At 58.2% G+C, this 20,214-nt stretch carries 18 protein-coding genes and 1 pseudogene; 8 read left to right on the top strand and 11 right to left on the bottom strand.

Going from position 1 to position 20,214, the window contains the following annotated elements; genetic code table 11:
* A pseudogene (locus tag GO007_RS27155) lies at window positions 1–220 on the bottom strand (formate dehydrogenase subunit beta); the annotation flags it as partial.
* A 12-nt stretch (window positions 221–232) separates the two neighbouring features.
* Entirely contained in the window at window positions 233–3,283 is a 3,051-nt protein-coding gene (gene fdnG, locus GO007_RS27160) for a formate dehydrogenase-N subunit alpha (RefSeq protein ID WP_095105322.1), read from the bottom strand.
* A 156-nt stretch (window positions 3,284–3,439) separates the two neighbouring features.
* Between fdnG and fdhD the strand changes: the two genes are divergently transcribed.
* The gene (fdhD, locus tag GO007_RS27165) at window positions 3,440–4,276 is read left to right on the top strand and encodes a formate dehydrogenase accessory sulfurtransferase FdhD (protein WP_095105324.1); all 837 of its coding nucleotides are present in this window, start codon (window positions 3,440–3,442) and stop codon (window positions 4,274–4,276) included.
* 128 nt (window positions 4,277–4,404) lie between these two features.
* A complete protein-coding gene (locus GO007_RS27170) occupies window positions 4,405–4,617 on the top strand; it encodes a YdgH/BhsA/McbA-like domain containing protein (protein WP_095105326.1) in 213 nt (70 codons plus the stop codon).
* Between the two features lie 41 nt (window positions 4,618–4,658).
* On the opposite strand, the gene GO007_RS27175 is transcribed toward GO007_RS27170, so the two are convergent.
* Together GO007_RS27175 and GO007_RS27180 are read right to left on the bottom strand one after the other, a co-directional pair.
* The gene (locus GO007_RS27175) at window positions 4,659–4,982 is read right to left on the bottom strand and encodes an AzlD domain-containing protein (RefSeq protein ID WP_095105328.1); all 324 of its coding nucleotides are present in this window, start codon (window positions 4,980–4,982) and stop codon (window positions 4,659–4,661) included.
* Window positions 4,982–5,641 carry an AzlC family ABC transporter permease gene (locus GO007_RS27180; RefSeq protein ID WP_095105330.1) on the bottom strand — a complete coding sequence of 220 codons (660 nt, stop codon included), beginning with the start codon at window positions 5,639–5,641 and terminating at the stop codon, window positions 4,982–4,984. Before GO007_RS27180 ends, GO007_RS27175 begins: the two co-directional genes overlap by 1 nt.
* A gap of 100 nt (window positions 5,642–5,741) precedes the next feature.
* On the opposite strand from GO007_RS27180, the gene GO007_RS27185 reads away from it, so the two are divergent.
* The 6 genes from GO007_RS27185 to GO007_RS27210 all read left to right on the top strand — a co-directional run bounded on the left by GO007_RS27185 (window position 5,742) and on the right by GO007_RS27210 (window position 13,062).
* On the top strand, window positions 5,742–6,290 hold the full coding sequence (locus GO007_RS27185; protein ID WP_045853684.1) for a helix-turn-helix domain-containing protein: 549 nt from the start codon (window positions 5,742–5,744) through the stop codon (window positions 6,288–6,290).
* A 93-nt stretch (window positions 6,291–6,383) separates the two neighbouring features.
* Window positions 6,384–7,379 carry a substrate-binding domain-containing protein gene (locus tag GO007_RS27190; RefSeq protein ID WP_095105332.1) on the top strand — a complete coding sequence of 332 codons (996 nt, stop codon included), beginning with the start codon at window positions 6,384–6,386 and terminating at the stop codon, window positions 7,377–7,379.
* Between the two features lie 113 nt (window positions 7,380–7,492).
* Window positions 7,493–9,616 (top strand): alpha-galactosidase, encoded by a 2,124-nt coding sequence (locus tag GO007_RS27195; protein WP_095105334.1) that lies wholly within the window; start codon window positions 7,493–7,495, stop codon window positions 9,614–9,616.
* Window positions 9,617–9,657: 41 nt separating this feature from the next.
* Window positions 9,658–10,923: an MFS transporter gene (locus GO007_RS27200; protein ID WP_095105433.1), complete on the top strand. Its 1,266-nt coding sequence runs from the start codon at window positions 9,658–9,660 to the stop codon at window positions 10,921–10,923.
* Window positions 10,924–10,982: 59 nt separating this feature from the next.
* Window positions 10,983–11,573: a maltose acetyltransferase domain-containing protein gene (locus GO007_RS27205; RefSeq protein ID WP_095105336.1), complete on the top strand. Its 591-nt coding sequence runs from the start codon at window positions 10,983–10,985 to the stop codon at window positions 11,571–11,573.
* A 109-nt stretch (window positions 11,574–11,682) separates the two neighbouring features.
* Window positions 11,683–13,062 (top strand): carbohydrate porin, encoded by a 1,380-nt coding sequence (locus GO007_RS27210; RefSeq protein WP_095105338.1) that lies wholly within the window; start codon window positions 11,683–11,685, stop codon window positions 13,060–13,062.
* 53 nt (window positions 13,063–13,115) lie between these two features.
* Here GO007_RS27210 and rhaM read toward each other — a convergent pair whose 3' ends face one another.
* The 7 genes from rhaM to rhaD all read right to left on the bottom strand — a co-directional run bounded on the left by rhaM (window position 13,116) and on the right by rhaD (window position 20,151).
* A complete protein-coding gene (rhaM, locus tag GO007_RS27215) occupies window positions 13,116–13,430 on the bottom strand; it encodes an L-rhamnose mutarotase (RefSeq protein ID WP_095105340.1) in 315 nt (104 codons plus the stop codon).
* Window positions 13,427–14,575 (bottom strand): lactaldehyde reductase, encoded by a 1,149-nt coding sequence (gene fucO, locus GO007_RS27220; RefSeq protein ID WP_095105342.1) that lies wholly within the window; start codon window positions 14,573–14,575, stop codon window positions 13,427–13,429. The genes rhaM and fucO overlap by 4 nt, the downstream gene beginning before the upstream one ends.
* Window positions 14,576–14,626: 51 nt before the next feature.
* On the bottom strand, window positions 14,627–15,628 hold the full coding sequence (locus tag GO007_RS27225; RefSeq protein ID WP_095105344.1) for an ABC transporter permease: 1,002 nt from the start codon (window positions 15,626–15,628) through the stop codon (window positions 14,627–14,629).
* On the bottom strand, window positions 15,625–16,629 hold the full coding sequence (locus GO007_RS27230; protein ID WP_095105346.1) for an ABC transporter permease: 1,005 nt from the start codon (window positions 16,627–16,629) through the stop codon (window positions 15,625–15,627). Before GO007_RS27230 ends, GO007_RS27225 begins: the two co-directional genes overlap by 4 nt.
* Window positions 16,629–18,140 carry a sugar ABC transporter ATP-binding protein gene (locus tag GO007_RS27235; protein WP_095105348.1) on the bottom strand — a complete coding sequence of 504 codons (1,512 nt, stop codon included), beginning with the start codon at window positions 18,138–18,140 and terminating at the stop codon, window positions 16,629–16,631. The genes GO007_RS27230 and GO007_RS27235 overlap by 1 nt, the downstream gene beginning before the upstream one ends.
* 51 nt (window positions 18,141–18,191) lie before the next feature.
* Entirely contained in the window at window positions 18,192–19,178 is a 987-nt protein-coding gene (rhaS, locus tag GO007_RS27240; RefSeq protein WP_095105350.1) for a rhamnose ABC transporter substrate-binding protein, read from the bottom strand.
* Between the two features lie 142 nt (window positions 19,179–19,320).
* On the bottom strand, window positions 19,321–20,151 hold the full coding sequence (rhaD, locus tag GO007_RS27245) for a rhamnulose-1-phosphate aldolase (protein WP_095105354.1): 831 nt from the start codon (window positions 20,149–20,151) through the stop codon (window positions 19,321–19,323).
* Window positions 20,152–20,214: the final 63 nt, after the last annotated feature.

The following is a 20,214-nucleotide window of genomic DNA, read 5'->3' on the forward strand; positions in this document are numbered from 1 at the left end:
CGGTCAGATCGGCCGGGTTGTCGTACACGCCGACGTTGTGACCGACCTCATCACGGATATCGTTCCACTCTGAACAGGCCACCTGACAGGCTTTACAGCCGATACAGGTGGTGACGTCGATAAGCTTCGCCACCTCCTGCTGGTGGTCCCGCGCCTGAGGCGCGGGGGTGAAACCGTTAGTCGCGGAACGACGAATAATGTCTTGCGATTGATAAGCCATAAGCCGTCTCCCTTACACCTTTTCCACGTTCACGAGGAAGGCTTTGAACTCCGGCGTCTGCGTATTCGCATCACCGACGAACGGCGTTAGCGTGTTGGCGATAAAGCCCTTCTTCGCCACGCCTTCATAGCCCCAGTGGATTGGAATACCGATAGTATCGATATCCTTACCGTCCACCTTCAGCGTGCGAATACGCTTGGTCACCACCGCCTTGGCCTTGATATAACCGCGGTTGGAGGAGACTCTGACGGTATCGCCGTGGGCAATACCGAGCCTATTCGCCAGCTTCTCGCCGATTTCCACGAACTGCTCCGGCTGCGCGATGGCGTTGAGCAAGGCGTGCTTGGTCCAGTAGTGGAAGTGCTCGGTGAGACGATAGGTGGTACCAACGTACGGGAACTTATCCGCTTTACCCATCTGCTCCAGGTCACCCTTAAAGACGCGGGCGGCCGGGTTGGAGACGACGTTGGGGTGCAGCGGGTTAGTGCCCAGCGGCGTTTCGAACGGTTCGTAGTGCTCAGGGAACGGTCCTTCCGCCATTTTATCGATAGCAAACAGGCGGCCCATCCCTTCAGGCTGCATGATAAACGGCCCGACGTCGCTGCCCGGCGCGGCGGCGCTGTAGTCCGGAATATCCATACCACCCCATTTTGCGCCATCCCATTTGAGGATCTGGCGTTTCGGATCCCACGGTTTGCCCTGCGGGTCTGCGGAAGCGCGGTTATACAGGATGCGGCGGTTAAGCGGCCACGCCCATGCCCAGCCCAGCGTATTGCCGAGGCCCGACGGGTCGGCGTTATCGCGGCGTGCCATCTGGTTGCCATCCGGCGTCCAGCTGCCGGCGAAGATCCAGCAGCCGCTGGCGGTGGTGCCGTCATCGCGCAGCTGTGCGAACGTACTCAGCTGCTGCCCTTTCTTGACGATAACCGCGCCGGTGGTCGGGTCGGTTATATCCGCCAGCGCCTTACCGTTGCTCTCCATCGCGACCTCTTCGGAGGCCGGTTCATGCGGAGTGGAGTAGTCCCAGGTCATATTCAGCACCGGCTCCGGCGCCGGGCCGCCTTCTTCGGCGTACATTTTCCGCAGGCGCATAAAGATACCGGCGAGGATTTCGCCATCGGTGACGGCAATCCCCGGGGCGTCCGCGCCTTTCCAGTGCCACTGCAGCCAGCGTCCGGAGTTGACGATAGAGCCGTTCTCTTCGGCGAAGCAGGTTGACGGCAGGCGGAAGACTTCGGTCTGAATTTTCGCCGGATCGACGTCGTTCGACTCACCGTGGTTTTGCCAGAAGGTGGACGTTTCGGTGTTGAGCGGGTCGATAGTGACCAGGAACTTCAGCTGCGACAGCGATGCGACGACCTTGTTTTTATTCGGGAACGAGGCGACCGGGTTAAAGCCCTGGCAAATATAACCATTCACCTTGCCCTGGTTCATCATCTCGAAGTACTGCAGAACGTCGTACCCTTTATCCCACTTCGGCAGCCAGTCAAAGCCCCAGCTGTTTTCCGCGGTGGCTTTATCGCCATAGAAGGCCTTCATCATCGAGACGAAGAATTTCGGGTAGTTGCCCCAGTAGTTCACCTGATCTTTCAGCAGCGGTTTTGGCGTGTTGGCGGTCAGATAGGTCTGCAGATCGATTTGCTTCTCGCTCGGCAGGGTCATATAGCCCGGCAGGCTCTGCGACAGCAGGCCGAGGTCGGTCAGTCCCTGAATATTGGAGTGCCCGCGCAGCGCGTTCACGCCGCCGCCCGCCATCCCCATATTGCCGAGCAGCAGCTGGATCATCGCCATAGTACGGATGTTCTGCGCGCCGATAGAGTGCTGCGTCCAGCCAAGGGCATAGAGGAATGAAGCGGTTTTATCATGCGCGCTGGTTTCGGCGATATATTCGCAGACCTTCAGGAAGTCGGCTTTTGGCGTACCGCAGATATTTTCTACGACGTCCGGCGTATAGCGGGAAACGTGCTGTTTCAGCAGATTCCAGACGCAGCGCGGATGCTGCAAAGAGGTATCGCGTTTGGCAAAGCCGTTTTCGTCCAGCTCGTAGTTCCAACTGGTCTTATCGTACCTGCGGTTTTCGGCGTCATAGCCGCTAAACAGGCCGTCATCGAAGCTGTAATCCTCACGCACGATCAGGCTGGCGTTGGTATAGGCTTCGGTGTACTCGCGGTTGAATTTTTCGTTATTCAACAGGTACAGAATGACGCCTGACAGGAAGGTAATGTCAGTCCCGGAGCGAATTGGGGTATAGAAGTCGGCTACCGACGCGGTACGCGTAAAGCGCGGGTCGATAACAATGAGCTTCGCGCCATTGTGAATTTTGGCTTCCATCGCCCAGCGGAATCCTACCGGGTGCGCTTCAGCGGCGTTGCCGCCCATAACCACAATGAGATTGGCATTTTTAATGTCAACCCAGTGGTTCGTCATCGCACCGCGACCAAATGTTGGAGCAAGACTTGCTACCGTTGGTCCGTGTCAGACGCGCGCCTGGTTGTCGACCGCGAGCATACCGAGCGCGCGGGTGAATTTCTGCGTTAGGTAGCCGGTTTCGTTGCTGGAGGCGGATGCGCACAGCATGCCGGTCGTCAGCCAGCGGTTAACGGTGGTGCCGGCGTCGTTTTTGGCGATAAAGTGGGCATCGCGGTCTTCTTTCATCAGCTTAGCGATACGATCGAACGCTTGGTCCCAGCTGATTTGCTGCCATTTATCGGAACCTGGGGCACGATATTCCGGGAACTTCAGGCGGCTTTCGGAGTGGATAAAGTCCACCAGGCCGGCGCCTTTTGGGCACAGTGCGCCACGGTTAACCGGATGATCGGGGTCGCCTTCGATATGAAAGATGGATGCTTTGGCGTTTTTCGCACCGTCACCGAGGCTATACATTAACAGCCCACAGCCAACGGAACAGTACGTACAGGTGTTGCGGGTTTCACGGGTACGCAGCAGCTTATATTGCCGGGTCTCCGCGAGCGCAATGGCCGGGGCAAAGCCCAGCGTTGCTGCCGTTGTACCTGCCATACCGCCAGCGCAGATCTTAAAGAACTGCCTTCTGCTGACCTGCATGGTTCACTCCTTGTATCGACATTGTCACATGTAGTTATTTACTTTGCGGTAAGGGTCGCAAAGGTTCAGAATTAGGGGTAATCACCCTCTTTCATGAGGGGGTATGCAAAGAATACCACATTGTGTGTATGCCTGTTCCAATACGGTTAAAACAAAGTGAATGAGAACCCTCCCGAACAAATCGAAAATGTGATGAATGTCACAGGTTATCGCCAGGTCGCGCTGTGGAAGCGCGAGAATTTGCAACATTCTCAGCCGGACGAGTTAGCTGAGGAAGTGCCGGTCGCCCTGGTCTATAACGGCATCTCGCACGTCGTGATGATGGCCTCTCCCGGTGATCTGGAGCGCTTTGCCGTCGGTTTTTCCTTATCCGAAGGGATTATCAAAAATCGCTCCGAGATCTACGGCATGGATGTGGTGCAGGAATGCAACGGCCTTGCCGTCAGAATTGAGCTCTCCAGCCGTCGGTTTATGGGGCTGAAAGAGCGCCGCCGCGCGCTGGCGGGCCGCACCGGCTGCGGGGTATGCGGCGTTGAACAGCTAAACGATATCGGCAGGCCGGTGCAGCCGCTGGCGTTTACGCAAACTTTCAACCTTGCGAATCTCGATCGTGCGCTGGAGCACCTTAATGATGTGCAGCCTGTTGGCCGCATCACCGGTTGCACCCATGCGGCCGCCTGGGTTCGCCCATCGGGCCAGCTGGCGGGCGGGCATGAAGATGTTGGTCGTCACGTCGCTCTCGACAAGCTGCTTGGACGGCGCGTAGAGGAGGGAATCGACTGGCAGCACGGAGCGGCGCTGGTTTCCAGCCGGGCCAGCTACGAGATGGTGCAAAAAGCGGCGATGTGCGGCGTGGAAATTCTGTTTGCGGTCTCCGCCGCGACCGCGCTGGCGGTTGAAGTGGCGGAACGCTGCAACCTGACGTTGGTCGGTTTTTGCAAGCCTGGCAGAGCGACGATTTATACCCACCCGCAGCGGCTTATTGCGGGCTAAAATATAGTCAAATTTTTTGAATGATGAGAACAAATCCTTCCGCTTTTCGTTATGGGATGTGAGGTCTATTATTTATCACATCAAGGCACAACGCCTTATCCAAACAACTTAATTGAAGGATTTACATCATGAAAAACGTCAAAACTTTTGTCGCAGTTATTGCTCTTGCCGCTTCTTTTGGTTCTTTCGCCGCTGAAAGCGTGACCGCCACCGCCTCAACGATGGACGGGGCTGAAGCTAAAATTGCCGCTCAGGCACAGGCTGCTGGCGCATCGTCTTATAAAATTACCGAAGCCTTTACCGGTAACCGCGTGCATATGACGGCAGAACTGAACAAATAAATTCAGAGCTACTGTCGAAAGAGCGCCCCTGGGGCGCTTTTTTAGTTTATGCCCGCCAGCCTCAGCAGCGCGGTAACCACCGCCGCGGCGATAATCACCACGATCAGCGGCATTTTGCGGCAGGCGAGAAACACCGCGAAGCCCACCCCTAACACCCGCGCCATACCGGCAAAATGTTCGCTTTCATAAAATGTGGTCGCCAGGGCGACGGAAAACAGCAATACCGTCGCGGCGTCGGAGAGCAGCGCCTGGGAACGCTCGGAAAGCGCCAGCCGATTACCGAGCTTCGCGCCACCGAGGCGCATCAGGTAGGTTCCTGCCGACAGGATAGCGATCCCGGCGATAAACAGCGTGATGTTACCCATTATTTTTTCCTCGCCAGCAGGCCGAACAGGGAGAACAGCACCGGCAGGCCCGCAGGGGCAAAGGAGACCGCCGCAAGGGATAACGCCGCGCCGCTGCAGGCGCGGATTAAGGTGGTGCGGTTTTTAAACGCGGGAATGACCAGGGCCAGCAGAATGGCGGGGAAGACGGCATCGAGGCCAATGGTTTCCGGGGCCGGCAGGATCTTGCCGACCAATGCCCCAAGCAGCGCGCCCAGCGGCCAGATAATGGCTACGCCGAGTCCGCACAGCCAGTAGGCGGCTTTACGCTGTTCCGGCGTTTTTTGCGACAGCCCGAAGACCACGCTCTCGTCATTCATAATATGGCAGCCCAGCAGGCTGGCGCCGCGCCGGCCGACCAGATCGCGAACCGTTACGCCGAACGGCACGTGGCGGGCGTTGACCAGTAAGCCCGCGGCGGCGGCGGCCAGTGGATTACCGCCGCTGGCGACGATACCGATAAACATAAATTCCGAGGCCCCCGCCAGCACGCAAACCGACAGCACAAACGGCACCCACACCGGGAAGCCATAGGCTATCGCCAGCGAGCCGTAGGAGAGGCCGACGACGCCAACGGCCAGGCATACTAAGACTATCGCTTTTATCGTGTCTCCTTTGAGACAGGAGAAGTGCTGCTTCATACTATTTAGCCATATCGAACGAATTTCCATTATAATGAACGCAACCCCATCGACTTTCAAGTCGAACGAATCGTTCTATATAAAAAACGCGGAGCCGTGTATGACACAGCCAATTAGTCTGATTGCCAGAAGCCTGGTACGCGAGCGCTCGCGCACCGGGCTGTCGCTGGCGGAAGTGGCGCGCCGGGCCGGTATTGCCAAATCGACGCTATCGCAGCTGGAGTCAGGCAACGGCAACCCCAGCCTCGAAACGCTCTGGGCGCTCTGCGTCGCCCTCGATATTCCGTTTGCCCGGCTGCTGGAGCCGCAGGCGCAAAAAACGCAGGTGCTGCGTCGCGGGGAAGGGACGAAGGTGGTGGCTGAGCAGGCCCACTATCAGGCTATTCTGCTGGCGGCCTGCCCTCCCGGCGCCCGCCGCGATATCTATTTACTGCTGACCCAGCCGGGCGCTGACCGTATTTCTCACCCTCACCCGCCGGGATCGATAGAGCATATTATCGTCACCCAGGGCCGCGCGCGCGTGGGCCTGACCGAAGCTCCGGAAGAGCTGGGCGCCGGGGATTACATCTGCTACCCCGCGGATCGGGAACATCTCTTCCAGGCGCTGGAGCCGGATACCCAGGCTATTCTGGTCGCCGAGCAAAGTTAGCGTCATATCGCGACGATGACCGCGCCGCTCTCTGGACGTCCCGCCCGTATTGCGGGACACTAGCCGTTTCCTCCACCGTCGACTGGGATACGTATGTCGCTGAAAGCTATTGCTAAAGAACTTGGGATCTCGGTAACGACCGTCAGCCGCGCGCTGAACGGTTATGACGATGTGTCGCAGGAGACGCGCGCCCGCGTGGAGGCGGAAGCGCAGCGCCGTGGCTACCGGCCCAATACCTTCGCGCGGCGCCTTAAGATGGGCAAAATTGACGCAGTGGGTTTGGTTTTCCCCATCAGTCCGGCCCCGCTGAATAACAACGTGTTTCTCGACATGGTCGGCGAAATTAGCCACGAGCTGGCGCGCTATGAGATTGATTTACTGCTGATTGCCGACGATGAGCAGGCGGATAAGCACGGCTATATGCGAATGGTTCAAAGCCGGCGGGTCGATGCGCTGATTGTCGCCCATACCCTGGATGACGATCCCCGCCTGACGCAGCTGCTCTCCTCCGGTTTTCCTTTCCTCGCCCTTGGCCGTAGCCGGCTGCCGCAGCCCTATGCCTGGTTTGATTTTGATAATCAGGCCGGAACCTGGCGCGCGACCCGCCATTTGATTAGCCAGGGGCATCGGCGCATCGCGTTGTTGAGCGAAAATAACAATCAGGCGTTTATCACTCAGCGCCGTAACGGCTATCTGCAGGCGCTGCGTGAAGCCGGATTAGCGGACACATGGCTGCGCAGCGTGCCGCCAACCCGCCGCGGCGGCTATCAGGCGACGATGGAGCTGCTGCGTTTGCCGGAACCGCCAACGGCAATCGTGACCGACTGTAATACCCACGGCGACGGCGCGGCGATGGCGCTGTCCCAGCTGGGGCGCTTGACCGGCGATAATCGCGTGTCGCTGGTGGTTTACGACGGACTGCCGCAGGACAGCATTATTGAAACCCCGGTCGCGGCGGTGATTCAATCCACTCGCCAGGGCGTTGGTCGCCAGATTGCCGGCATGGTCCGTCGGCTGATTGCCGGCGACGATCTCACCTCTCTGCAGGTGCTCTGGCAGCCCGAATTTATCCCCGGCGACACCGCCTGATTTCTCTCCCGCTACGCTAATTTCTGAACTCGATCACGAATCCGAAACGTTTTGGTTGGCACCCGAAACGTTTCGGATCAACAGTAAGGCATTCCTTGTTGTGGAGATGTCTGATGTCTGATTCGATTTTACGCCTGCAAAGCGCAGGGGCCGATGTGGTAATCAAAACCCATCCGTTTGCCGAAATTATCTACTGGGGGCCGCATTTAAGCCATTTTTCGCCGCAGGATGCGGCCAGCCTGGCGCGTCCGGTGGCGAACGGTCGCCTGGACGTTGATTCCCCCGTGACGCTAATGGCCGAGCTGGGTCATGGTCTGTTTGGCGCGCCGGGGATCGAAGGGCACCGCCAGGGGCTGGACGGCTCGCCGGTGTTCGCCACCGCTGAGGTTGTGCAGGATGGGCAAAGCCTAACCATTATCAGCGAGGACCCGCATGCCGGCCTGCGCCTGCGTAGCGAAATCGTGCTCGATAGCAGCGGCGTGCTGAGCGTTCGTCACGGACTGACCAACCTACGTGCGCAGTCCTGGCAGGTGGACCGGCTTGCGGTCACGCTGCCGGTTGCCGAACGTGCCCGCGAAGTGATGGCCTTTCATGGCCGCTGGATCCGCGAGTTTCAGCCGCATCGGCTGGTTCTTGAGCACGACAGCTTCGTGCTGGAAAACCGCCGCGGGCGTACCTCCCACGAGCATTTCCCGGCGCTGATCGCCGGCAGCACCGCCTTCAGCGAGATGCAGGGCGAAGTGTGGGGAGTGCACCTCGGCTGGAGCGGTAACCACCGCCTGCGCGCTGAGGTAAAAACCGATGGTCGCCGCTATCTGCAGGCGGAAGCGCTCTATTTACCGGGTGAGATGGCGCTGGCCGAAGGCGAAACGCTGTGGACGCCGTCGCTGTACGCCAGCTATTCGGCGCAAGGGCTGAACGGCATGAGCCAGCAGTTTCATCGCTACCTGCGCGAGCAGATCGTGCGCTTCCCGGACAACAAGCCGCGTCCGGTGCATCTGAATACCTGGGAAGGGATCTATTTCAATCATGATCCGCAGTACATCATGCGCATGGCGGACGAGGCGGCGGAACTTGGCGTCGAGCGCTTCATCATTGACGACGGCTGGTTTAAAGGGCGCAACGACGACTGGGCGGCGCTCGGCGACTGGTATCTGGATGAGAAAAAGTACCCTAACGGACTGACGCCGGTTATCGACCACGTGAAGTCGCTGGGCATGGAGTTCGGCATCTGGGTTGAGCCGGAAATGATCAATCCGGATTCGGACCTCTTCCGCGCGCACCCCGACTGGGTGCTGGCCCTGCCGGGCTATACGCCGCTGACCGGACGCCATCAGTTCGTCCTGAACCTCAATATTCCACAGGCTTTTGATTATCTGCTGGAGCGGATGAGCTGGCTGCTGGGCGAACACGACGTGGATTATGTTAAGTGGGATATGAACCGCGAGCTGGTGCAGCCGGGACATAACGGTAAAGCCGCCGCCGATGCGCAAACCCGCCAGTTTTATCGCCTGCTGGATGCGCTGGTTGCCCGCTTCCCGCATATCGAATTTGAATCCTGCTCCTCCGGCGGCGGACGCATCGATTATGAGGTGCTGAAACGCAGCCATCGCTTCTGGGCTTCCGATAACAACGATGCCCTGGAGCGCAACACTATCCAGCGCGGCATGAGCTACTTCTTCCCGCCGGAAGTGATGGGCGCGCATATCGGCAACCGCCACTGCCACGCCACCTTCCGCCAGCACAGCATCGCCTTCCGCGGCCTGACCGCGCTGTTTGGCCATATGGGTCTGGAGCTGGATCCGGTGAGCGCCGACGAACAGGAGCGCGCGGGCTACCGCAAGTATGCCGCGTTGCATAAGCAGTGGCGCGATGTCATTCATCACGGCGTGCAGTGGCGTATGGATATGCCGGACGCCACCACGCTGGCGCACGGCGTGGTCAGTGAAGATAAGAGCCAGGCGATTTTCCTCGTCAGCCAGCTGGCGATGCCGGATTACACCCTGATGGCGCCGCTGCGGGTAGCGGGGCTGGACGCGGGCGCCCGCTATCGGGTAACGCTGCTCGATCACCCGGATATTCAGATTACGGGAGAGGGCGGTCATACGATGCGCAAGCTGCCGGAATGGATGATTACCCCGCAAACGGTGAGCGGCGAGTGGCTACAGCAGGCGGGGCTGGCGCTGCCAATCCTCGATCCGGAAAGCGCCATTTTGATTGGCCTGCAACGCGTGTAATGGTGACGGGCCGCCAGGCGGCCCTGACTGAGGAATATAAAATGAATCCGACTGCCTGTACCCATAAAAACAACCCTAATTTCTGGATTTTCGGCCTGTTCTTTTTTCTCTACTTTTTTATTATGGCCACCTGCTTCCCGTTCCTGCCGATCTGGCTGTCGGACGTCATCGGCCTGAATAAAACCGAGACCGGCATCGTTTTCTCCAGCCTTTCATTGTTTGCGATCTGCTTTCAGCCCGTTCTGGGGGTGATTTCCGATAAGCTGGGGCTGAAAAAACACCTGATGTGGATCGTGACGATTTTGCTGGTGCTGATCGCGCCGTTCTTCCTCTATGTTTTTGCGCCGCTGCTGAAAACCAACATCTGGCTGGGGGCATTAAGCGGAGGCGCCTATATCGGTTTCGTGTTCTCCGCCGGTGCCGGAGCGATGGAAGCCTATATCGAACGCATCAGCCGCAACAGCGGGTTTGAGTACGGCAAAGCGCGAACCTTCGGCTGCCTTGGCTGGGCGCTGTGCGCGACGACCGCGGGGATGCTGTTTAGCGTCAACCCCGAGTGGGTATTCTGGATGGGCTCGGCCGCCGCGCTGCTGCTGGTGGTGCTGGTGGCTATCGCTAAACCCCAGGCCAGCCAGACCGCCCAGGTAATGGATTCTTTGGGAGCGAATCGCCCATCGGTGGATTTAAAAACCGCCTTGCGGATGTTCCGTCAGCGCAAAATGTGGATGTTCATTTTGTATGTGGTCGGCGTAGCGTGCGTATACGACGTCTTCGATCAGCAGTTTGCCACCTTCTTTAAATCCTTCTTCGCTACGCCGGAATCGGGCACCCGCGCCTTTGGTTTTGCGACCACCGCCGGGGAGATTTGCAACGCTATCATCATGTTCAGTTCGCCGTGGATTATTAACCGCATCGGCGCGAAGAACACCCTGCTGATTGCCGGGATGGTCATGGCGGCGCGGATGATCGGGTCATCGTTCGCCACCACGGCGGTTGAGGTCGTGGCGCTGAAAATGCTCCATGCCCTGGAAGTGCCGTTCCTGCTGGTGGGGGCGTTTAAATATATTACCGGCGTATTTGACGTCCGGCTGTCGGCGACGATTTATCTGGTTGGCTTCCAGTTCTCCAAACAGGTGGCGGCGATTTTCCTCTCCGCCTTTGCCGGCAATATGTATGACCGGATTGGTTTCCAGGAGACGTATATGATCCTTGGCGGTATTGCACTGTCCGTGACGTTAATATCGGCCTTTACGCTTTCAGGGAAATCCGCCTCTGCCAGCGTCGGTAATAAAGCAATGACCATTTAATAAATTAACAGAATAAACTCTCACAGGGATGTGCTGAATAAATGGAGAACAGGTTGGCGATGGATATTAAAAAAAGAATGAACAGCGGTGAACTCTACTCTGATTCCGGACACGGGCTGCCAGAGGAGCGGCTGATGGCAAAAGCGCGGGCCTATGAATATAATCACTCGCATCCTTTCGCTCAGGAACTAAGAGACGATATTATCCAGCGAATGTTTGCGAGCGTGGGCAGGCAGTGCTGGATCGAGCCACCGATCAATATTGCTTACGGAATTCACACCACTATTGGCGATAACTTCTACGCGAATTTCAATCTGACGCTGGTCGATGATGCGGAGATTATTATCGGCAATGACGTGATGTTCGCGCCGAATGTAACAATCTCTACCGCCGGTCATCCGCTGCATCCGGATCTGCGCCGTTCGCTGCAGCAGTTCTCTCTGCCGGTCATCATTGAGGATGGCGTCTGGCTCGGCACCGGAGTGATTATTAATCCAGGCGTTACCATCGGCAAAAACTCGGTGATTGGCGCCGGCAGCGTGGTTAATCGCTCGATCCCGGCGAACGTTGTTGCCGCCGGGGTGCCTTGCCGGGTATTAAGAGATATTACCGATGAGGATAAAAATAAATATCAGCTATATACCGGTTGATAAATAAATGTTGCATATTAATTATCCGCTTTGACCATATAAAAATAATGAAGATAAAAAGGTGAGTTATTCACTCACCTGACCTTCCTGTTACCTCCGGAAAATAAAAATGAATAAAAAGACGATAGCGTTAGCGATTAGTTTATGTTTGATGGCGAGTTCAGCAGTAGCTAAAAATAACTCTCTGACGCTTGAACAGCGTATGGAACAGCTGGAAGCGCGGCTTGCCGCGGCTGAAAGTCGGGCAACGGTGGCGGAAGGCCAGGTGCGGGAATTACAGGCGAAGCAGAATGCCGCTATTTCGCTGGCACAAACGACCGTTGCGGTAAAAAGCGTCGCGCCTGTCGAAGAGCGCGCCAGGAATATTACCGCGCCGGAGCTTAAACTCTCCGGTTATGGCGATCTGAAGATCTACGGTGACGTTGAATTCAACATGGACGCGGAGAGCAAGCACGGCCTGCTGGCGATGACTAACGCCGATGTTGGCAGCGACCCGACCTATGATAACTGGGATTTAAACGGCCGCATTCTGCTGGGCTTTGACGGCATCCGCACCATGAACAACGGCTATTTTGCCGGATTCTCGATCCAACCGCTGGCCGATATGACCGGCTCCATGAACCTTGATGATGCCGCTTTCTTCTTTGGTCAGGAGAAGGACTGGAAGATAAAGGTCGGCCGTTTCGAAGCCTATGACATGTTCCCGCTGAACCAGGACACCTTTGTTGAGCATTCGGGTAATACCGCCAACGATCTTTATAGCGACGGTCACGGCTATATCTACATGATGAAAGAGGGGCGCGGGCGATCCGACGCGGGCGGTAATTTCCTGCTGAGCAAGCAGCTGGATAACTGGTATTTCGAGCTGAATACGCTGCTGGAGGACGGCACCTCGCTGTATGACGGCGGAGACTACCACGGCCGCGACATGGAGCAGAAAAAGAACGTCGCCTACCTGCGTCCGGTTGTCTCGTGGGTCAAGGATGAGTTCTCCGTCGCCGCGGCGATGGAGTCAAACGTGGTGAAAAATGCCTACGGCTATAGCAACGCGCGGGGAGACTTCGTCGATCAGTCCGATCGTACCGGCTATGGGCTGACCATGACGTGGAATGGCCTGAAAACCAACCCCGCCGATGGCGTGGTGGTGAATGTGAACACCGCGTATATGGATGCCAACAATGAAAAAGACTTCACCGCCGGGGTTAACGCGCTGTGGCAGCGCTTTGAGCTGGGCTATATCTACGCCCATAACAAAATCAACGACTATGCCGGGGTGATTTGCGATAACGACTGCTGGATTAAGGATGAGGGGACCTACAATATTCATACCATCCACGCGTCGTATCAAATCCCGAACGTGATGAACATGCAGAACTTTAATATCTATCTCGGGGCCTACTACTCCATTCTTGATAGCGATGTGCAGGCCAATAAGAGCGATGACGACGATCGCTACGGCGCGCGCGTGCGCTTTAAATACTTCTTCTGAGAACCGTAAAAAGCTGCCCCGCGAAACGTAGCCCGGCGGGGCAGCCGAGGAGGTTAATCCAGATAGAATACCGCCTTCAGATCGGCGCTGAGCGGGCTGTTATCGGCGTTTGCGGGCATCACGTCGCGCATATGCCGCCACCAGCGCTGACAGACCTCGGATTCGGCGACCGCGTTCCAGCGGGCTTCAGATTCAATCTCCACCGTGGCGAACAGCAGGCTGCGCTCTTTATCGAGATAAATTGCGTAATGGTGCGCGCCGTGCGCCTTCAGAACCGCCTCCAGCTCCGGCCATATTGGCGAATGCCGACGCTGATACTCTTCGTGCGCGTCGGGATTCACCTGCATCACAAACGCCTTGCGGATCATAACGCCTCCAGATACAGCTCGCGTACTTCGTCGCGGCTGGCGGTTCGCGGGTTGCACGGCGCGCACGGGTCGGCGAGGGCCTTGTCCAGCCAGCCTTCGATGTCGGCTTTGGTCACCCCAAGCTGGCTGAAGCCCTGCGGAATGCCGACGCGTTTGCTCAGGGTGCGAATCGCCTCGATCGCCGCCATGCTGGCTGCTTCATCGCTCATGTCGCGGGTCTCGACGCCCATCGCCTGCGCCACGCGGGCAAAACGGGCGACGGCGTTCGGGCGGTTAAAGTTTTCGATGATCGGCAGCAGGATGGCGTTGCATACGCCGTGGGGCAGGTTGTGGGTCGCGCCCGGCTGATGCGCCAGCGCATGAACCAGGCCGAGCCCGGCGCTGTTGAAGGCCATGCCCGCCAGATACTGGCCAAACGCCATCTGCTCACGTGCCTCAAGGTTATGCCCGTCGTCGACGGCTTTCGGCAGCCACAGATTAATGAGCCGAATGGCCTCAAGAGCATTGGCATCGGTTAGCGGATGGGCGCCGATCGAAACGAAAGCTTCGATAGCGTGCGTCAGGGCATCCATTCCGGTGGCCGCGGTGATGGAGGCAGGAATGTCCAGCATCACGCTGGCGTCATCGACGGCGATGTCCGGAATAATATTCGGATCGATAATCACCTCTTTTACCTGGCGCGCGGAATCGATGATGACCGCATTACTGGTCATCTCCGCCGCCGTTCCGGCGGTGGTATTTATCGCCACCAGCGGTACGCCGGCGTTTTTCACCTTGCCGACGCCGGAATAGGCGGTGGAAGGGGCCGGATTGGCGGTGAGGATTTTAACCGCTTTAGCGGTATCGATGGGGCTACCGCCGCCAAACGCGATGATGTAATCGCACTGCGCGTCGTGGAAGGCGGTAATGCCTTTATGCACCAGCGCTTCGGTGGGGTTGGGGAACACCTCATCAAACAGGTGCCAGGACATCTGGTGCGCGTCGAGCGCGGCAAACAGGCTGTCCAGCAGGCCCAGCGTCACCAGCTGACCGTCGGTGACGATCAGCGCTTTGCCCCAACGTTTATCGGCGACCAGATTAACCATATCGCCAATGGCGCCTGCGCCGTGCAGGCTGATTTTCGGCAATGCCAACATAAAGCTCATAATAACTCTCCTGTTAATGAAATTCCGTTCCCCCCACCGTCAGGCGAAGGGCTAATGTCTTCGTTGCAGGACCCGACGGGTGATAATCGGCAGCGAAATCACCGCGATCAGCATTGCGCCGATGATTATCGACATCACGATGCCCGGTACGTTGAGCAGGCTCAGGCCAAAGGTCACCAGCCCCATCAGGAAGGCGGCGATAATCACCCCAACCATGCTGCCGGAGCCGCCAAGGATGTTGATGCCGCCGAGCACCGCCATCGTCACAACCGCCAGCTCCCAGCCCACCGCCAGCGTTGGGCGGGTGCTGCCCAACCGTGACGTCAGCAGCACCGCCGCCAGCCCCGCCATCAGCCCGACCAGGGCAAACAGAATCAGGTTATGGCGCTTGACGTTGATCCCGGAAAACCAGGCGCCGGTCGGATTATTGCCAATCGCGTAGGTGCGGCGGCCAAAGTTGGTTTTATGCAGCAGGAAGGTGAAGGCGGCTGCCAGCAGCAGGAACAGCGCAAACTCAAACGAGAGCGCTCCCCAAACGTAGCCCTGGCCGAACCAGGCGAAGCTGTCCGGATAGTGGTTTAGCGCCTTATCGCCCAGCAGGATGTAGGTCAGGCCGCGATACAGGCTCATGGTGCCGATGGTGATAACGATCGACGACAGGTTCAGGCGCGTCACCAGGATGCCGTTAAACAGGCCGCACAGCAGGCCAACTCCCAGCCCAACGGCAACCAGCAGCGGCGTATCCATCCCCGCCGCCGCGCAAAAGCCCATCGCCGTGGAGCTCAGCGCCATGGTTGAGGCGACCGAAAGGTCGATCTCTCTGGCGATAATCAGCATCGCCATCGGCAGGACGATAATCGCCTTCTCGGTAAAGTTGAAGGTGGCGTCCGACAGGTTCCAGATATTAAGGAAGTAGGGCGACGCCAGCGCATTGGCCGCAAAAACGGCCAGAGTTACCGCCAGCAGGAAGCCTTCCCAGCACAGCAGGCGGCGCAGCGGTGACGTCGTCGTCGCGCGGCTTGTCATCTCTTCTGTGGTCACTATTTTGCTCATGGTTTCACCGTCTGTTTTTGCGAAGCCAGTACCGCGCTGCGCAGAATGAGCCGTCCGTGACGTTTGTTCCCACGCTCGTTAAGCACCACGGCGATGACAATAACCGCGCCGGAGATAGCCATTTGCCAGAAAGGTGAGATACCGATAACCGGTAGCGCGTTGTTGATAATCCCGAGGAACAGCGCGCCGCACAGGCAGCCGACCACGCGTCCGGTACCGCCCATCGTGCTAATGCCGCCGATGACGCAGGCCGCCACGACCTGTAGTTCGAAGCCGTTGGCGACGTCAACATAGGCGACGGCAAAGCGGGAGATCCACAGATAGCCGCAAAATCCCGCCAGCGCCCCGGAAAGGCAGAAGCTGATGAACTGCATTTTCCCGGCGTTAATGCCGGTGTAGTACGCCGCCGTGGCGTTGCCGCCTGCGGTGTACAGCGCCCGCCCGGTACGGCTATAGCGCAGGAAATAACCCACCAGCAGCAGGGCGGCGATGGCGCACCAGCTCAGCAGCGGCAGCCCCAGCAGCGAGGCGCGCGGCAGGCCGAGGAAGTCCGCGCTCATCTGATGCGAGTTAACCCAGCCGCCGTCGGAGAGCAGGAAAATAATGCCGCGATAGATGCTCATGGTGCCGAGGGTCACCACGATCGCCGGGATGCCGAGACGCCAGACCAGCAGGCCGTTAATCACCCCCATCAGCAGGCCAAGCAGGGTGGCCAGCAGCAGCAGCGCCCACACCGGAATTTCCGGGTGGTTGGCGTTAAGCAGGGCGACGATCATCCCGGTCAGCGCCAGGTTGGCGGCCATCGACAGATCGATCCCCTTGGTCAGCAGCACCATCATCTGGCCGAGGGCGAGGACGATCAGAATCGAGGTGTCGTTAAACATCTCGACCAGGTTTTCCGCCGCGATGAACGACGGCACCCGGCTACCGATGCCCGCCACCATCAGGATAATGACCGCCGCCAGCAGCGCTTCGCGGTGTTTAAGCAGTTGTCGCCACATTACGCAGCCTCCCGGGCAATGCCGCTGGCGGCGCTGACGATGGTTTCCGCCGTCGCTTCGCCGGCGCGATATTCGGCCACCATCAGCCCTTCGTGCATCACGATGATACGGTCGGCCATTCCCATGACCTCCGGCAGCTCTGAAGAGACCATAATGACCGCCAGCCCCTGGCTCACCAGCTCGGACATAAACTGGTGTACCGCCGCTTTTGAACCGATATCGATGCCTTTAGTCGGCTCATCGAGAATGATCACCTGCGGATGGGTGGCCAGCCATTTGCCGATCACCACTTTCTGCTGGTTGCCGCCGGAGAGGGTTTCGACCGCCTGCTGCCAGCTGAAGGCTTTGACCTGCAGGCGTGAGGCATACTCATCGGCCAGCCGCCATTCGCGCGCGTCGTTCAGCACGCCGCTGGGGTTGAGCTTGCCGAGCTGGGGCAGGCTGATGTTCTGCGCGATCGGCAGGGCGATGATCGCTCCCTGCTTCTGCCGCTCTTCCGGTACGCAGACGATACCGGCCTGAATGGCGTCCGCCGGCTGGCGAAAACGCACCGGTTTGCCTTTCAGCACGATTTCGCCGGAGGAGGGATGCGATACGCCGGAAAGCGCCTGCATAAGTTCGGTACGCCCGGCGCCGACCAGGCCGTAGAAGCCGAGGATTTCACCTCTGCGCAGGGTGAAGCTGATATTGGCGAACTCGGTGGGATGACAGAGGTTGTTGACCTCCAGCACTGCCTCTCCCAGGGCGCAGCTCATTTTCGGGTAGGTTTGGGTAATGGCGCGTCCGACCATCATCGCCACCATCCGCTCTTCGGTGATCTCGTTGATGGCGCCGGAGCTCACGTACACGCCGTCGCGCAAAATAGTGTAGTAGTCCGCCAGCTCGAAGATTTCGTCAAACTTATGCGAGATAAACAGGATGGCCTTACCGTCCTGCTTCAGGCGTTCGACTATCTGATAAAACTCCAGAATTTCGTGCTGCGAGAGCGCGGCGGTCGGCTCGTCAAGGATCACCACCTGCGCCTCAAAGGAGAGCGCCCGGGCGATGGCCACCATGTGGCGCTGGGCGATGCTCAGCGTTTTTAGCGTAGCGCGCGGGTCGATCTGCACTTCCAGGCGGCGGAGAATATCCCCGGCTTTCTGGTGCATCGCGGGCCAGTCGAGCTTTTTCAGCAGGCCTTTATGCAGATACTGGCCGACAAAAATATTCTCGGTCACCGAGAGTTCGTCAAACAGCACCGTCTCCTGGTGAATGGCGGTGATCCCGACCTTATGCGCCGACTCCGGATGAGGCAGCTGAATCGGGATCGCTTTATACAGGATTTCGCCCTCTTCGGGCTGATAAATGCCGGTCATCACTTTGACCAGCGTGGATTTGCCGGCGCCGTTTTCGCCAATTAAGGCGGTCACTTTGCCGGGCCAGAGATCGAGCTGTACGTTCTCAAGGGCACGCACACCGGGGAAAACCTTGGTGATGCCCTTAAGCGACAGCAGTGGGGTGGACGCCGTCATGATAAGTCTCCGGTTTTTCCCCTGTTTCGATAGTGAAACAGGGGATGATGATTAGAAAATCCTGGAAAACTTATCGATGTTGCCGGCATCGTAGACGAACGGCTGCGCCATCGCGCCGCTACCGTCGGCATCCAGCTTCACCTTGCCCAGCCTGCCCATATCGGCTTCGGTTTTGGTTGCCGTGCCTTTGACCAGATCGTCGGCCAGGTACGTGGCGGCGTAGCCGAGGTCAATGGGGTTCCAGATAGCAAAGCTTTTGCTGGCGCCGGATTTAATCGCCCCGGCCATTTCGGACGGTAGCCCCAGCCCGGTAACGTACACTTTGCCAATCTTGCCCTGATCCTTCACCGCCTGGGCGGCGGCAACGATCCCCACCGACGAAGGCGAGACGATCGCTTTCAGATTCGGATACGATTTCAGCAGGCCGACCGCTTCGCGGTAGCTCTTGTCGGAGAGATCGTCCCCGTAGGCAACGGTGACCAGGTTGACAGAAGGGTACTTCGGCAGCACCTTCTTCATCTCTTCGATCCAGATGTTCTGGTTGGTTGAGGTTGGGGTCGCGCTGAGGATCGCCACGTCGCCTTTTTCGACGTTCAGCGCTTTTAAGGCATCCGCGGCGAGCCTGACGTTGGTCTCGCCAATAAGTGCGTTATTGGAAGGGTTTAAGTGGATCTGACGGCCCGCCGGCGCCACGCCGGAATCCCAGGAGACCACTTTGATTCCGCGCTGCATCGCCTTTTTCAGCACCGGCACCACGGCGTCCGGATCGTTGGCGGAAATGGCGATCGCGTCCACCCCTTGGGCGATCAGCCCGTTCAGCACTTCGATCTGCGCTTCGGCGGTGGTGGTGGTGGGGCCGGTATAAATCACTTTCACATCGCCTAACTCTTTAGCCGCTTCCTGCGCGCCGACGTTCGCTGCCTCGAAGAATCCATTTCCCAATGATTTTGCCACGAGGGCAATTTTAACTTCAGCTAAAGCAGAACCGGACAACGCCAGGGCGGCAACGGTGAGGATCAAGCTTGTCTTTATTTTCATTGCTTTTACTCCACATGATTGAGTTAGTTTTCCGCTGTCTTTCTCCTTGCTGATGCGTAGGCTTCCCGCATGGCGAAAGGCTTCGGGTAGGGTTTGCAGGTGACAGAGTTCGCCCCGTCTCGGTGAGCGGGGCGCGATGTAATTATTGATAAAGGTCTAACGCGGACTGCATAGGCTGCACATCAAAGCGCTTGCCGAGGGCAATCAGCTCTTCGCGGGTGATGGTCTGCTTCATTCCACCCATGGAGTAAACCTTCACCAGTACTTCAGCCGATTTCTCGGCGGTATCGATCAGGCCAAAGGTTTCATCCAGCGTCGGCCCGCTGCCGAAGACGCCGTGGAACGGCCAGAGCACCAGCGAATGCTTACGCATTTCCAGCGCGGTGGCCCCGCCGATTTCGTCGGTACCTGGCACCATCCACGGCAGAATGCCAACGCCGTCCGGGAACACCACCAGACATTCGGTACTGCCTTCCCAGAGCTTACGGGTGAACAGATCGCTGTTGTTTTCGAGGACGTAGGTCAGGGCGATCAGGTTGGTGGCGTGGCAGTGCATGATCACGCGATCTTTGCCGCCGGTCAGCCTGATGCGTTCGCTGTGGGACAAGAAGTGGGCCGGCAGTTCTGAGGTCGGCACCGCCTCGTGGGTCAAGCCCCACAGGATGTGATATCCCGCGCCGTCGCTGTCCACTTTGACCACGCCGAGGTTGGCGGCCGGATCGAGCTGCACGTTGCGGAAAAATTTACCGGAGCCGGTAACGATAAACGGCTGATTGGCCAGCGTCGGCATCGGCTGGCTCAGGGCGATATAGCGCGGTTTGGCGTGGAAATCGGCGGCAAAGGGTTCGATATCAGCCTCGTCGAGGCGTAGCGTCAGGTTACCGCCGTTGCGCTCATCCCAGCCCTTCAGCCAGGCATCGGTGGTGGCTTTAATCATGCCCTGGACGAACCAGGAGTCGATAATGGTGTGCATAGTCTTGTGCTTCCTGTTGATTCGGTACGGGGTTTATCCCGTACCCTAAATAGGTTGTATATC

Source organism: Klebsiella sp. 10-1 (assembly GCF_009758445.1).
Lineage (GTDB): Bacteria > Pseudomonadota > Gammaproteobacteria > Enterobacterales > Enterobacteriaceae > Klebsiella > Klebsiella scottii.

Coding starts and splice junctions, on each gene's coding strand:
- GO007_RS27180 (WP_095105330.1), bottom strand. CDS start 5,641: ATGAAGCAGCACTTCTCCTGTCTCAAAGGAGACACGATAAAAGCGATA.
- GO007_RS27185 (WP_045853684.1), top strand. CDS start 5,742: ATGACACAGCCAATTAGTCTGATTGCCAGAAGCCTGGTACGCGAGCGC.
- fucO (WP_095105342.1), bottom strand. CDS start 14,575: ATGAGCTTTATGTTGGCATTGCCGAAAATCAGCCTGCACGGCGCAGGC.
- GO007_RS27195 (WP_095105334.1), top strand. CDS start 7,493: ATGTCTGATTCGATTTTACGCCTGCAAAGCGCAGGGGCCGATGTGGTA.
- GO007_RS27200 (WP_095105433.1), top strand. CDS start 9,658: ATGAATCCGACTGCCTGTACCCATAAAAACAACCCTAATTTCTGGATT.
- GO007_RS27225 (WP_095105344.1), bottom strand. CDS start 15,628: ATGAGCAAAATAGTGACCACAGAAGAGATGACAAGCCGCGCGACGACG.
- GO007_RS27175 (WP_095105328.1), bottom strand. CDS start 4,982: ATGGGTAACATCACGCTGTTTATCGCCGGGATCGCTATCCTGTCGGCA.
- GO007_RS27190 (WP_095105332.1), top strand. CDS start 6,384: ATGTCGCTGAAAGCTATTGCTAAAGAACTTGGGATCTCGGTAACGACC.
- GO007_RS27205 (WP_095105336.1), top strand. CDS start 10,983: ATGGATATTAAAAAAAGAATGAACAGCGGTGAACTCTACTCTGATTCC.
- GO007_RS27210 (WP_095105338.1), top strand. CDS start 11,683: ATGAATAAAAAGACGATAGCGTTAGCGATTAGTTTATGTTTGATGGCG.
- rhaD (WP_095105354.1), bottom strand. CDS start 20,151: ATGCACACCATTATCGACTCCTGGTTCGTCCAGGGCATGATTAAAGCC.
- GO007_RS27235 (WP_095105348.1), bottom strand. CDS start 18,140: ATGACGGCGTCCACCCCACTGCTGTCGCTTAAGGGCATCACCAAGGTT.
- GO007_RS27230 (WP_095105346.1), bottom strand. CDS start 16,629: ATGTGGCGACAACTGCTTAAACACCGCGAAGCGCTGCTGGCGGCGGTC.
- rhaM (WP_095105340.1), bottom strand. CDS start 13,430: ATGATCCGCAAGGCGTTTGTGATGCAGGTGAATCCCGACGCGCACGAA.
- rhaS (WP_095105350.1), bottom strand. CDS start 19,178: ATGAAAATAAAGACAAGCTTGATCCTCACCGTTGCCGCCCTGGCGTTG.
- GO007_RS27170 (WP_095105326.1), top strand. CDS start 4,405: ATGAAAAACGTCAAAACTTTTGTCGCAGTTATTGCTCTTGCCGCTTCT.